The 14,148-nt window shown below is 67.2% G+C and carries 9 protein-coding genes and 1 tRNA gene; 6 read left to right on the top strand and 4 right to left on the bottom strand.

All coding sequences use genetic code 11. From position 1 onward, the window contains the following. The first annotated feature begins 46 nt into the window (after window positions 1-46). The 4 genes from J2W22_RS19580 to galB all read left to right on the top strand — a co-directional run bounded on the left by J2W22_RS19580 (window position 47) and on the right by galB (window position 9,201). Window positions 47-2,086, top strand: coding sequence for a beta-L-arabinofuranosidase domain-containing protein (locus J2W22_RS19580; RefSeq protein WP_307119958.1), 2,040 nt, complete (start codon window positions 47-49; stop codon window positions 2,084-2,086). 242 nt (window positions 2,087-2,328) lie between these two features. After that, on the top strand, window positions 2,329-5,466 hold the full coding sequence (locus J2W22_RS19575) for a TonB-dependent receptor (protein WP_307119957.1): 3,138 nt from the start codon (window positions 2,329-2,331) through the stop codon (window positions 5,464-5,466). 176 nt (window positions 5,467-5,642) lie between these two features. Next, window positions 5,643-6,515 carry a ThuA domain-containing protein gene (locus tag J2W22_RS19570; RefSeq protein ID WP_307119956.1) on the top strand — a complete coding sequence of 291 codons (873 nt, stop codon included), beginning with the start codon at window positions 5,643-5,645 and terminating at the stop codon, window positions 6,513-6,515. Between the two features lie 13 nt (window positions 6,516-6,528). Beyond that, a complete protein-coding gene (gene galB, locus J2W22_RS19565) occupies window positions 6,529-9,201 on the top strand; it encodes a beta-galactosidase GalB (protein ID WP_307119955.1) in 2,673 nt (890 codons plus the stop codon). Here the strand turns inward: galB and J2W22_RS19560 are convergent. The 3 genes from J2W22_RS19560 to J2W22_RS19550 all read right to left on the bottom strand — a co-directional run bounded on the left by J2W22_RS19560 (window position 9,134) and on the right by J2W22_RS19550 (window position 11,955). Then, window positions 9,134-10,189: a LacI family DNA-binding transcriptional regulator gene (locus J2W22_RS19560; protein ID WP_307119954.1), complete on the bottom strand. Its 1,056-nt coding sequence runs from the start codon at window positions 10,187-10,189 to the stop codon at window positions 9,134-9,136. The two genes, galB and J2W22_RS19560, sit on opposite strands and share 68 nt — an antisense overlap. A 570-nt stretch (window positions 10,190-10,759) precedes the next feature. Next, window positions 10,760-10,834 (bottom strand) — tRNA-Gln (locus tag J2W22_RS19555). Between the two features lie 23 nt (window positions 10,835-10,857). After that, window positions 10,858-11,955, bottom strand: a complete 1,098-nt coding sequence (locus J2W22_RS19550) for a branched-chain amino acid aminotransferase (RefSeq protein ID WP_307119953.1) — start codon at window positions 11,953-11,955, stop codon at window positions 10,858-10,860. 67 nt (window positions 11,956-12,022) lie between these two features. Between J2W22_RS19550 and J2W22_RS19545 the strand changes: the two genes are divergently transcribed. After that, on the top strand, window positions 12,023-12,508 hold the full coding sequence (locus J2W22_RS19545; RefSeq protein WP_307119952.1) for a MarR family winged helix-turn-helix transcriptional regulator: 486 nt from the start codon (window positions 12,023-12,025) through the stop codon (window positions 12,506-12,508). Window positions 12,509-12,678: 170 nt separating this feature from the next. Here J2W22_RS19545 and J2W22_RS19540 read toward each other — a convergent pair whose 3' ends face one another. Further along, window positions 12,679-13,344 carry an O-methyltransferase gene (locus tag J2W22_RS19540; protein ID WP_307119951.1) on the bottom strand — a complete coding sequence of 222 codons (666 nt, stop codon included), beginning with the start codon at window positions 13,342-13,344 and terminating at the stop codon, window positions 12,679-12,681. Window positions 13,345-13,440: 96 nt separating this feature from the next. On the opposite strand from J2W22_RS19540, the gene J2W22_RS19535 reads away from it, so the two are divergent. Beyond that, window positions 13,441-14,070, top strand: coding sequence for a TetR family transcriptional regulator (locus J2W22_RS19535; protein ID WP_307119950.1), 630 nt, complete (start codon window positions 13,441-13,443; stop codon window positions 14,068-14,070). Window positions 14,071-14,148: the final 78 nt, after the last annotated feature.

Below are 14,148 nucleotides of genomic sequence, written 5' to 3'. Positions count from 1 at the left end.
CGGCAGGCAAGCGGCCATTCTACGACAGAATCATATAAGTCGTACAATGGAGAGCGAGGCCTTGGGCAGCCACCACACCGATCGCCGGGCGTTCCTGGGCAACACCGCTGCGGTCGCGGTGGCGGCAGCCGGTGTCCCTGCCGCGGCGCGGTCCGCCGCTCCGGTGGTCGCCGCATCGCCGCCGCCCAATCGCGCGCCGCTCGCGCCGCAGCCCTTCTATCCATTGCCGACCGGTGCGGTCCGGCCGGGCGGATGGCTGCGCAAGCAGTTGCAGATCCAGGCCGACGGCATGGGCGGGCGGATCGACGAGACCTGGCCCGACCTCGGCCGCGACAGCGGCTGGCTGGGCGGCAAGGGCGAGAGCTGGGAGCGCGGCCCCTATTTCCTCGACGGGCTGGTGCCGCTGGCCTGGATGCTCGATTCGGCGCCGCTCAAGGCCAAGGCGATGCGGTTCATCGACTGGACGCTCGACAACCCGGCCCCCAGCGGCATGATCGGCCCGCGCAGCAACGACGACTGGTGGCCGCGCATGGTGATGCTGAAAGTGCTCACCCAATATCATGAGCTGACCCAGGACCCGCGCGTCATCCCGGTGATGACCCGCTATTTCCATCACCAGCTGGCCGAGATGCCGGGCCGGCCGCTGCGCGACTGGGGCCGGTCGCGCTGGCAGGACGAAGTCGTGTCGGTGATCTGGCTCTACAACCGCACCGGCGATGCGAAGCTGCTCGAGCTGGCCCGGCTGCTCAAGCGGCAGGGCGCCGACTGGCAGGGGCTGTTCGGTCCGAACTATCCCTATCGCACCAAGACGATCAAGGCGGAGGTCGGCCTCGACAAGACCGGCGAGGAGGGCACCGCCAACGGGCTCGCGGACCATGCGCAGACGCTGCACGGCGTCAACAATGCGCAGGCGCTGAAGGCCTCGCCGGTATGGGCGGTGGTTTCGGGCAGCGCCGAGGATCGCAAGGCGATCCACAACCAGCTGGCGATCCTCGACCGCTATCACGGCCTGCCGATCGGCAGCTATTCGGCCGACGAGCATCTTGCCGGGCGCAGCCCGAGCCAGGGCGTCGAGCTGTGCGCGATCGTCGAGGCGATGTATTCGCTCGAGCTCGGCCTCGCCATCACCGGCGATGCGGTGCTGGGCGATCGGATCGAGCGGATCGCATACAATGCGCTGCAGGCGACCTTCACCGACGACATGTGGGCGCACCAGTATGACCAGCAGCCCAACCAGATCCGCTGCGCGCACGAAAAGGGGCCGTGGACGACCAACGGCCCCGAGGCGAACCTGTTCGGGCTGGAGCCCAATTTCGGCTGCTGCACTGCCAATTTCCACCAGGGCTGGCCCAAGCTGGTCGCGAGCCTTTGGATGGCTACGGCCGATGGCGGGCTGGCCAAGACGATCTATGGCCCGTGCGAGGTTGCGACCGCTATCGGCGAGGTGCCGGTGACGCTGCGCGAGGATACCGACTATCCGTTCCGCGACCAGGTGACGATCCATGTCGATCCGGCGCGGCCGACGCGCTTCCCGGTGGCGCTGCGCGTGCCTGGCTGGGCGAGGGCGGCGAGCATCCGCGTCAATGGCAAGGCGGTCGCTAGCTCCGCCGCGGGCCAGTTCGCCCGGATCGATCGCGAATGGAGAGCGGGCGACAGGATCGAGCTGCGCTTCACCGCCGAGGCGCGGCGGGTCGCCTCGCCGCATGGCAGTTTCGTCGAGCAGGGGCCGTTAGTGTTCTCGCTGCCGATCCCCGAGAAGTGGCAGAAGCTGCGCGACCGCGGGCTGACCGCCGACTGGGCGGTGCTGCCCGAGGGCGAGTGGCGCTATGCCCTGGTCGAGGATGCGCCGATCGAACGGATCGAGCGCGCGATCGGGCCAGTGCCCTTTTCGCGCCGCAGCCCGCCGGTGGTGCTGGTGACGCAAGGCTATCGCCTGACCGCCGCCGACTGGGACGAGCGGGACAATGCAGCGGCCCCGCCTCCCGCGACGGCAATGGTGAAGGGCGAGCCGGAGAAGCTGGTGCTGATGCCCTATGCCGCGCCGAAACTCAGGATCACCAGCTTCCCGGTGGCGAAGAAGGCATAGCCGACGTCCCGCAGATTTACTCGTACAGATCCCGGGAGCGCGCTGCCTGCCACCCCGCACCGGTCTGCCGATGCATCGGTGCGGGAGTCGCCGCATGCCCTGCGGGGATTGGCGGACTCGCAAAACACTAACTCAGAGTATATTGACATAATTACTCATACATATTACCAATCCCGTTAGCGCTACCATTAGCGCGATAAGGTGCTGCAAAGGCACCGCTCAGGAGATGGGAGGGGATCGATATGTTCGATACCGTTGGACGTTCGTCGGCGGCCCGCAAGGCCGCCCTTGCTGCACTTCTGCTGTCGTCGACCGCTTGGCCGGCATATGCGCAGACCGCCACGCCCGGGGGCCAGGACGCCCCGGCCGGCGCCGCGCAGGATAGCAATGCGCAGGCCCCGGAGATCGGCCAGGACGCCGGCAACGAGATCATCGTCTCGGGCTATCGCAAGTCGCTGCAGAGCTCGACCAATGCCAAGCGCGATGCGACCGGTTTCACCGACTCGATCTTCGCCCAGGACATCGGCAAGTTCCCCGACACCAACATCGCCGAGAGCTTCAACCGCATCCCCGGCGTGACCATCAGCCGCGACATCACGGGCGAAGGCCTGCAGGTGACGATCCGCGGCCTGGGCACCAACTTCACCCGCGTGCTGCTCAACAACGCGCCGATCGCGGTCGCCTCGACCGGCGGCGACGGCCAGCAGAGCACCAACCGCGAAGTCGATCTCGACCTGTTCCCGACCGAGCTGTTCACCAAGCTCGAGGTGCAGAAGAGCCCCAATGCCGATCGGCTGGAGGGCGGCGCGGCCGGCACCGTCAACATGCGCAGCGCGCGTCCCTTCGACAGCCCCGGCACGCACATCACCTATTCGGGCCAGGCCATCAAGAACACCAATTCGGATCGCTACGGCTATCGCGGCTCGCTGCTCGCCAGCACGACCATGGGCGATTTCGGCGTGCTGTTCGGCGTCGCCGGCCAGCACAACGAGATTCGTACCGTCGGCTTCGAGAGCGTCGGCTGGACCAACCCGAACCTGAGCGCCACCCAGAACACTTCGTCGACCCGCAACAACACCGGCGGCGGCAACTGGACCATCCCCGGCACCGTCCCGGCCAATGCCGGCATCCCGGGCGTCGCGACCGGCACGGTGATCGACCAGGCACTGCTGCTCCAGCTCAATCCGGGTGCCAACATCACCCAGATCGACAATGGCATCATCCCGCGCCTCGGCCGCGAGACCGACGAATATGGCTACAAGGAGCGGCTGAACTTCATCGGCAGCATCGAGTATAAGGGCGACAGCGTCCACGCCTATATCGACGGCATGTTCGCGCGGAAGCGCAACAACATGCAGCGCATCGACATGGACTGGGTGGGCCGCAACGGCGCGATCATCCCGGTCAACACGCAATACGACCGCAGCGACTGCACCAATGGCTGCACCGTCACCAAGGGCACCTATTACAATTCGCAGTTCTTCCTCGAATACCGGCCCTATTTCGAGAGCCTGCAATATTGGGGCGTGAACCCGGGCATCGAATGGCAGATCGCCGACAAGCTCAAGCTCGCCGTCAACGGCAACTACACCAAGAGCCAGTTCCATCGTGAATCGCCGACCGTGCTGCCGATCACGGCTGCCGGCTCAGGGCTGACCGTCAACTACGACAACACCGGCGGCGATTTCCCGACGATCACCAGCAATGTCGACCTGAACAACCCGGCGAACTTCGTCTGGGCCGGCGGCCGCGTGAACCTGCAGGACGAACGCCGCTGGACCTATACCAAGGGTACGCGCGGCGACCTGACCTGGGGCGACAACCGCCTGAACCTGCAGGTCGGCGCCGCCTATGACGACGTCTCCCGCACGATCCGCGGCTATGACAACAGCCAGGCGTGGCAGAATGCCGTCTGCGGCGACAATCCCAGCATCTTCCTGCCTTCGCCCAACAGCCAGCCGCCCTGCGCCGGCCTCAACACCGCCACGCCGGGCGCCGGCTACCCGACCTATCCGGGCTATGGCACCGGCTATACCGCCGGGCAGACCACCCCGCTGGTCTATCGCGGCTCGCTGATCCCGGCGAGCGCGCTGAGCAGCTATCTGCTGCCGGGACCGGACGGCTTCGTCACGCTCGACTGGAACAAGTTCAAGGCCGCGTCGAACTATGACGCCTTCCATGACAGCGCACCGGAATCGGGCGGCGCGAACACCGGCGCGAGCGGCGGCTATATCCGCGAGCGTACGATCGGCGCCTATGCCGAGGTCAATGGCGACCTGCCGCTCGGCGACAACCGCATCACCTTCAACGCCGGCCTGCGCTGGGTGCGGACGATGCAGACGATCGGCGGGCGCGTGACCCTGCCCGATCCGCGCAACACGCCGGCGGCGCCGGCGGTGGCACCGGCCGATGGCGGGCTGTACCCGAACATCGTCAACTTCGTGTACACCGACAATGATTACGACAACTGGCTGCCCTCGGCCTCGGCCGCCTTCCATCTGGGTGACCATGCCGTGGTCCGTGCCGCGGTCTCGCGCACCATGACCCGTCCGAACCCCGGCAACATGCTGCCCGGCCTGTCGTTCGGCAGCCCGTCGGCCGACATCGGCTCGGTCGGCAATTCGGACCTCAAGCCGTACATCTCCGACAATATCGACCTGGGCTTCGAATATTATACCGGCGCCGAAGGCTATATCGGCTTCGCCGCCTTCCGTAAGGCGGTCACCGGCTTCACCGTGAACGGCAACGTCACCGTGCCCTTCGCCTCGCTGTCGCAATATGGTGTGACCTACAGCACGCTGAACCCGACCCAGCAGGCAGCGATCGACTCGCGCGGCGGCCCGAACAACGCCAGCGTGGTGCTCACCCAGCAGGTCAACGCGACCGGCACGCTCAAGGTCAACGGCCTCGAGCTGAACTGGGTGCAGCCGCTCGACTTCCTGCTCGACCGTTATCTCGGCCTGAAGGGCTTCGGTTTCAACGCGAACATGACGCTGATCAGCCAGTCGGGTTCGGGCGCGGCGCCGGCGGTGGCCACGGGCGTTTCGCCGGTGACCTACAACCTCTCGGCCTATTACGAGAATCGCGGCATCTCGCTGCGCATGTCGACGACCTTCAACCAGGGCAACGTCATCTCGGGCGCGAACCAGAACGGCATCACCAATGCCTCGCTGTTCGTCGATGATTACCAGCAGTGGGACTTCAGCTCGTCGTTCGACCTCAACGAGATCCTGGGCGCCAAGCATCTGCCCGAGATCACCGTGGACGTGCAGAACCTGACCAAGTCGAGCCAGCGCACCTACTTCCAATATTCGAACGCTGCCTATTATGTGTTCAACCCGGGACGGGTGGTGATGATCGGCCTGCGCGGCCGCTTCTGATCCGCGGCTGGCCCGGCCACCCCGTGGTGGCCGGGTCGGCGCCCGAAGCAATCCCCTCTGGCCGGTGGCGACACCGGCCTTCTTTTTCCGTTGCCAGCCGAGGAACAGCCATGCGGACGGTTTCCTTCAAGCACATCGCGCGCGGCATCCGCAGCGACGTGGTGCGGCTGCGCTAGATGCGCGCGCGACTGACCCTGGCATTGTGCGCGGCGCTGGGCGCCTGCGGCCAGCCCTGGACGCCGCACCCGCCCGCTCCTTCGGCGACACCCTATGTGAAGAACCCGGTCTATTGGCCGACGCCGGTGATGGACAGCGCGCCGCCCGCCCTGCCCGTCTTCGCCCGCGCGCACCGGGTGCTGATCTTCTCCAAGACCAACGGCTTTCGCGACAGCCCGCAGATCGCGGCGGCGAACGCGGCGCTCGCTCGGATCGCCGCGGAGAAAGGCTGGGACAGCTACGTTTCCGAGAATGCGGCGGTCTTCAATCCGGCCCAGCTGCGGCAGTTCGATGTGATCCTGCTCAACAGCATCAGCGGCAACGTCTTCACCGAGGCGCAGCGGAAGGCCTTCCGCGCCTGGCTCGCCAAAGGCGGCGGGCTGGTGATGCTGCATGGCTCGGGCGGCGATCACGACTATGACTGGCGCTGGTATGTCCGCACGCTGCTCGGCGCGCAGTTCATCGGGCATACGTCGAAGCCGAACCAGTTCCAGCTGGGCACGGTCCGTATCGCCGAGGCGAACCACCCGGCGATGCAGGGCCTGCCCATGGCGTGGCGACGCGAGGAGGAATGGTATGCGTTCGACCGCGTGCCGAGCGGCCACAGGACGCGCATCCTCGCCTGGCTCGACGAGGGCAGCTACCAGCCGGCGCCGGAACAGCGAATGGGCGCCCGGCATCCGATTGTCTGGACACGGTGTGTCGGACGAAGCCGCGTGTTCTTTTCCGCACTCGGCCACAAGGCCGAGACCTATGCCGAGCCGCTACACCTGCACATGATCGACAACGCCCTCGACTGGGCCGCCGATGCGCGGACACACGGCTGCGACTGACCTGGGGACGACGATGCTGAGATCCTTGCTGACCGCCCTTGCCGCACTGGCGCTCGCCGTACCGGCCGCCGCACTGGCCCAGCGCGAACGCATCTCGCTCGACAGCGGCTGGCGGTTCAAGAAGGGCGACCCCGCCGATGCGCCGGTCTGGCTGCGCTACGACGTGCGCCCGGCACTGGGCGCCAGCGAGGACGGCAAGGCCGCAGATGCCCGGCCGCAGGAAGCCGAAGCCGCTGCATCGGGCAATGCACCGACGATGAAGGCCTGGATCCTGCCGAGCGGCAATGCCTTTGTCCGCGACCCCACCAAGCGCCACCAGCGCCCGGCCGGCGAGCCGGGCACGCTCGACTATGTTCAGGCGAAGTTCGACGACAGCGGCTGGCAGCCGGTCACCCTGCCGCATGACTGGGCGATCACCGGCCCCTGGCTGAAGGACGGCCCCTATGGCGGCATGGGCCGGCTGCCGAGCTGGGGCGTGGGCTGGTATCGCCGCACGCTCGACATTCCGGCGCGCGACGCCGGCCGCTCGGTGTTCCTCGATGTCGACGGGGCGATGTCCTATGCGAGCGTGTGGCTCAACGGCCATCTCGTCGGCGGCTGGCCCTATGGCTACAACAGCTGGCGGCTCGACCTGACGCCCTGGCTGATGCCCGGCAAGCCCAACCAGCTGGCGATCCGGCTCGACAACCCGCCCGAATCCGCGCGCTGGTATCCGGGCGGCGGACTCTATCGCAACGTCTGGCTGACCAGGACCGACAAGGTGCATGTCGGCCAATGGGGCACGCTGGTGCGCACCCCGAAGGTTTCCGCTGCATCGGCGACGGTGGATCTGCAGGTGACGCTCGACAATGACGGTGGCCAGGCGGCGCAGGCGGAGGCCGTCACGCGCATCTATGTGCTGGGCGCCGACGGCAAGCCCTTGGGCAAGCCGGTCGCGACGATCCCCGCGCAGCAGGCCAGCATCCCGGCGCAAGGCAGCGCGACGCTTTCCGGTACCGCCACCATCGTCAAGCCGCGCCTGTGGGGGCCGCCACCGACGCAGGCGCCCAACCGCTATGTCGCGATCACCAGCGTGACGCGCAGCGGCAGGGCGATCGACCGCTACGAGACCCGCTTCGGCATCCGATCGATTCAGTACGATCCGGACAAGGGCGTGATCGTCAATGGCGAGCAGGTGCCGCTGCGCGGCGTGAACAACCACCACGATCTCGGCGCGCTGGGCGCCGCCTTCAACGTGCGCGCCGCCGAGCGTCAGCTCGAGATCATGCGCGACATGGGCGTGAACGCCATCCGCATGAGCCACAACCCGCCTGCCCCCGAACTGCTCGAACTCACCGACCGGATGGGCTTCCTCATCATCGACGAAGTGTTCGACAGCTGGCGCAAGAAGAAGACCGCGCTCGATTTCCACCTGATCTTCGACGACTGGCACGAGCAGGACCTGCGCGCGATGCTGCGGCGCGACCGCAACAGCCCCTCGATCCTGATGTGGAGCATCGGCAACGAAGTGGGCGAGCAATATGACGGCGAGCCCGGCGCGGCCCTTGCCCGCGAACTGGTGGCGATCACCCGCGAGGAAGACCCCACCCGCCCGGCGATGACCGCGATGAACTGGGCCAAGGCCGACATGCCGCTGCCCGGTGCGGTCGATGTGATCGCGCTCAACTATCAGGGCACCGGCGTGCGCAGTCTGCCGAGCCAGTTCCCCACCTATCGCGCGCGCTTCCCGGACAAGCTGATCTTCAGCAGCGAAAGCGCCTCGGCGCTGAGCAGCCGCGGCGAATATCAGTTCCCCGTGCCGGGCACGATCAGCGGACCGGTGCGCCCCGGCGCCGGCGGCGATCCGGATACGCAGCAGGTGAGCAGCTACGAGCTGTTCGCCGCCGACTTCGGCGCCTCGCCCGATCGCACCTTCGCCGCGCATGACCAGGCGCCCTATGCCGCGGGCGAGTTCGTCTGGAGCGGGTTCGACTATCTCGGCGAGCCGACGCCTTATTATGCCGCGCGCAGTTCCTATTCGGGGATCGTCGACCTGGCCGGCTTCGCCAAGGACCGCTTCTATCTCTACCAGGCACGCTGGCGGCCGGACCTGCCGATGGCGCATATCCTGCCGCACTGGACCTGGCCGGGCCGCGAGGGCCAGGTGACGCCGGTCCATGTCATCTCCTCGGGCGACGAGGCCGAGCTGTTCGTCAACGGCAAGTCGCAGGGCCGGAAGAAGCGCGGCCTCTACGAGTATCGCTTCCGCTGGGACTATGTGACCTACGCGCCCGGCGAGCTGAAGGTCGTCACCTGGAAGGACGGCAAGGAATGGGCCAGCGCGACGGTGAAGACCGCCGGAGCGCCTGCCGGCATGGCGGCCAGCGCCGACCGCAGCACGATCCACGCTGACGGAAAGGACCTCGCCTTCGTCACCGTCCGCATCCTCGACAAGGACGGCAATCCCGCTCCGCGTGCCGCCAACCGGCTGCACTTCTCGGTGGAAGGGCCGGGCGAGATCGTCGCGACCGACAATGGCGATGCGACCAGCTTCGAACCGTTCCAGTCGGCGGACCGCGATGCGTTCAACGGGCTGGCGCTGGCGATCGTGCGCACGAAGCCGGGTGCAGCGGGCACGATCACCCTGCGCGTCGCCGCCGAGGGGCTTCAGGGCGCGACGGTCGTGATTCTGGGTAGCGCCCACTGATCCGCGGCGGCGCATAAGCTCCTTCCGGCGCCAGCCTGCGCGGCACGAGGATCTCGCGAATACCCGGTCCCGTCCGGCCCGCCCGATTGGCGTCGATCTGCTCGCGCAGCAGCCGCAAGGCGGCGCGGCAGATCTCTGCCACCGGCAGGACGGCACGGAGCATCTCGCCCGGCCAGACGCTGTTCGCCTCGGCGAAGCTGCACAGGGTCAGGTCCTGCGGCACCGCCAGGCCGAGCTCGCAGGCGACCGACAGTGCCGCCACCGCCAGCGCCTCGTCCGCCGCGACGATCGCGGTCACGGGCTCGTCACGGGCAAGCAGCGCCAGCGCCGCCAGCCGCGCACCTGCCATGCCCGGCACCTGGCTGCGCTCGACAAGCCCCCGCCCCACCAACACGCGCTGGAACCCCGCTTCGCGCGCGCGCTCGAGCCCCCCATTCGCCTGCGAACCGAGAAACCCGATCCGCCTATGCCCAAGCGACACCAGCCGCTCGGTTGCCAGCCGCGCACTACCGGCCTCGTCGATATGGATGGCAGTGACAGCGCAGGGCGTTTCCGGACCGATCGCGACGGCAGGAAACATCTGCGGGTTCGCGACCTCGACGCCCGCCAGGAACAGCATCCCCTCGACATCCGCGAGCGCCGGCGTCGCCCGACCGGGCACGACCGCAACCGGCACCAGCCGCATCCCCAGCCTGTTCGCGGAGTCCAGGCTCGCGGCAAGCAATGCGCCCAATGCGTCGGCGCGGTTCGCGGGATAGACCAGCCCGATCCGCGGCTCGGCGCGTTCGGCACCCCGTCGCGATGCCAGCGCGCGCGCCGCGGGATCGGGCCGATACCCCGTCTCCGCTATCGCCGCCTCGATCCTGCATCGCGTCTCGGGCGTTACGCCGGAGGCGCCGTTGACCACGCGCGAGACGGTCATGCGCGACACGCCGGCGTGGGCCGCCACGTCACGGATCGTGATCGTCGATCGAGTCGGTTCGCGCATCGCCGCCCCTTTAGCGCGAACGATAGATTTGTAGGAGTATTTAAGTCAATCCGACCTTCATCCTGCCCGCAATCTTATGCCGCCATGACACGGCAGATCATTGAGACCCTCCACTAGAATGATGCGCTGAGAACACCTCTCCGCCATAAGGTTCGGGCTCCCGCCCCACCATAGTCGTCCGTAATTCTGTAGGAGTATATTCGGGCAGAGCAGCCTTGGACGGTAGGTGAAGACGGCTCGCCCCGAGCCCAACCCGATCGACTCCGAGAATCGACCATGCAGTACGCCGAGTATCGGCCGAATGTCAGGGGGAGGAGAGCACCGTCGCCCGCGAGCGCCGTTCATACTTGCGGATTTCTTTCCGCTCGGCAGCAGTGAGAACGCGGTTTTTCCCGCGATAGCCGACGCTCCGATCGGCTCTCCAGCGCTCGAAAATCATGCGTTAAATCGTGCGATAATTGCCGTCCAGATCAGGCGAACCGGTTCCCATCCGGTCCTGTCCGACCGGATGGCAGCAATCGATATTCCCCCTCCTTTCAGCATCTTGAAGCCGAATCAGAGGGTTGTGGCTGGCTGGGGCGGAAGGATTCGAACCTTCGGTACACGGTACCAAAAACCGTTGCCTTACCACTTGGCTACGCCCCAGCAGAGCGGGCGCTTATAGGGACTTAGCCGATGCGTTCAACCCAGCCGTGCGGATCTTCCGCCGTGCCGCGCTGGATGCCGCCGAGCTCGGCGCGGAGCTTCTCGGTGAGGAGGCCCGGACCGCCATTGCCGATCACGAACTCATAGCCGCGCCCGCGCACCTTGCCGATCGGGGTCAGCACCGCCGCGGTGCCGCAGGCGAAGGCCTCGCGCAGCTTGCCGCTCTCGGCATCGGCCTTCCACTGGTCGATCGAATAGCGCTCCTCGCGCACCACGATCCCCTGGTCGCGCGCCAGCGTGAGCAGCGAATCCCGTGTGATGCCGGGCAGGATCGTGCCGCCCAGCGGCGGGGTGACGATCGAGCCATCGTCCATCACGAACATCACGTTCATGCCGCCCAGCTCCTCGACATAGCGGTTCTCCACCGCATCGAGGAACACCACCTGGTCGCAACCCTCGCCGATCGCTTCCTTCTGCGCGATCAGGCTCGCGGCATAGTTGCCGCCGCACTTGGCCGCACCGGTGCCGCCCGGCGCCGCCCGGGTGTAATGCTCCGACACCCACAAGGTCACCGACGGCGCGCCGCCCTTGAAATAGGCGCCGGCCGGCGAAGCGATGACCATGTAGAGATATTCGCTCGACGGCTTCACGCCCAGGAACACCTCGCTGGCGAACATGAAGGGGCGCAGATAGAGCGAGCCGCCCTCGATCTCCGGGATCCAGTTCCGGTCGACCTTCACCAGCTCGCGGATCGAGCTGAGGAACAGTTCGTCCGGCAGCGGCGCCATCGCCATGCGCTCGGCGGACTCGCGGAAGCGGCGGGCATTCTCGCCGGCGCGGAACAGGGTCACGCTACCATCGGGCGTGCGATAGGCCTTGAGGCCTTCGAAGATCTCCTGCGCATAATGGAGCACGGCGGTCGCCGGATCGACCTGGATCGGGCCGCGCGGCAGGATCTTCGCGTCGTGCCAGCCCTTCTCGGCCGAATATTTGATCACCGCCATGTGATCGGTGAACACCTTGCCGAACCCGGGATTCGCGAGCACCGCGGCGCGATCGGCATCGCCGACCGGATTGGGGTGCGCTTCGAATTCGAAATCCAGGATCGTGGTGTCGTGCATCTTGCTCTTCCCGACTCTGCCTACAGCGGCTTGCAGCGGGTTAGGCGCGGTGGCAGAAAGCGTCAACATGGCTGCCCCAATTCCTGCATCCCCGCTGTTCCTGCGCGAGCCCGAGATCCGGCGCGGCGTCGAACTGCTCTATTTCGGGTACGCCCATCTGACCCGCTCGATCGATGCCGGACTGGCCGAGCAGGGCCTGGGCCGCGCCCATCACCGCGCGCTCTATTTCATCGCCCGCAAGCCGGACCTGACGGTGAGCGAGCTGCTCGCGATCCTGTCGATCACCAAGCAATCGCTCGGCCGGGTGCTGACCGAGCTGGGCGACCGCGGTTTCGTCGAGACGCGCACCGGCGACAAGGACCGCCGCCAGCGCCTGCTGCGCCTCACCCCGGCCGGTGCCAAGCTGGAAGGCGAGCTGTTCGACGCGCTGCGCAGCAAGATGGCGGCGGCCTATTCGAGCGCCGGGCCGGGCGCGGTCGGCGGCTTCTGGGCGGTGCTCGAAGGGCTGGTGCCGGAGAGCGAGAAGCAGGTGGTGGCGATGCTGGGGCGTTAGGGTTCCAATTCCTCCCTCGGAGCGCAGCTCCGGGGGAGGGGGACCGCGCGACGCAGTCGCGTGGTGGAGGGGGTTCGCCCCTCACCAACTGCGACGTCGCTCGCGGATATGCCCCCTCCACCACGCCCTGCGGGCGCGGCCCCCCTCCCCCGCTTCGCGAGGGAGGATTTTCACAGCAGCCGGATCGACAGCTCCACCTCGTCGCTGAACGGCATCGACATGTACCCGTTCGCCACAGAACCGACCCGCTCCAGATATTCCGGGCAGTAATCGGCATTGTCGGCGATCAGGATCGTGCCGGGACGCAGCCGGCTCTCGAGCCGGTCGAGAATGTCCGAATAGAGCGCCTTGGCGCCGTCGAGCAGCACCAGGTCGATCGTCTCGGGCAGATCGACCGCCAGCGTCTCCAGCGCATCGCCTTCGCGGAACTCGACCAGGTCGGCCAGGCCGCCTTCGATCAGGTTCGCCCGGGCACGCGCCAGCTTCTTCGGCTCGAACTCGCTGGTGATCAGCCGGCCGCCGCCATTGTCGCGCAGCGCCGCCGCGAGGTGGAGCGTCGACAGGCCGAACGACGTGCCGAACTCGACGATCGAGGTGGCACGCGTCGCCCGCGCCAGCATGTAGAGCAGCCCGCCCACCTCGGGCGTCACCGGCAGGGCGAAATCGGCGAGCTTCGCATAGAAGTCGCGATATTGGGTCTTGCTGCGCATCATGTCGCGATGCTGCTCGGCGGTGGTGCCGGCAAAGGCCGGGCTCTGCGCCGGCGGGTTGGCATCGACCTCGGCGAACAGGCGCGCGAGCAGGGGCGCCACGGGGGCGCCGGAAAGCGTCGTCATCTGGGGTTCTCCATGTGGAAGCAGGGGCTTGCCTGCTGGACCGGAAAATACGACTAGTTCGTCAGCTTTGACTATTCGCATTGGCGGAGAGCCCAGATGACCGACCGCCGGACCACCCGCGTCGCCTCGCGGAAGAGCCCCCAGCAGGCCCGCTCGAACCAGCTGGTCGAGGCGGTGCTCGACGCCGCTGTTCAGGTTTTGACGAAGGAAGGCGCGCAGCGTTTCACCACCGCGCGAGTCGCCGAGCGCGCCGGGGTGAGCGTCGGCTCGCTCTACCAGTATTTCCCCAACAAGGCGGCGATCCTGTTCCGCCTGCAGAGCGACGAATGGCAGCGCACCTCCGCGCTGCTCCGCGGCATCCTCGAGGACCGGGCCACCCCGCCCCTCGCCCGGTTGCGCCGGCTGGTCCACGCCTTCATCCGCTCCGAATGCGAGGAAGCGGCGATCCGCACCGCGCTGAGCGACGCCGCCCCGCTCTACCGAGACGCCCCCGAGGCGATCGCCGCCAAGGCGGAAAATGCCGAGATCTTCCGCACCTTCCTGCGCGAGACCCTGCCCGACGTGCCGGACGACAAGCGGATGCTGGCGGGCCGGCTGATCAAGATGACCTTCAGCGAAGTCGGCAGCAGCTTCTCCGAGACCCCGCGGACCGAGGCGGAGATCGAGGCGTGGTCCGACGCGCTGGCGGATATGCTGTGTGGGTATGTGGAGCGGTTGGGGAGATGAAGCCCGGATGCGATTGCCTACCTTGCGTCACATTCTCAGCCTGTCCAGTACACTTACCGCGGGTTCTTAAAATGCGCC

Origin of the sequence: Sphingomonas kyeonggiensis, from assembly GCF_030812785.1 — a bacterium.
Lineage (GTDB): Bacteria > Pseudomonadota > Alphaproteobacteria > Sphingomonadales > Sphingomonadaceae > Sphingomonas > Sphingomonas kyeonggiensis_B.
This window is presented reverse-complemented; position numbering and strand designations above follow the sequence as displayed.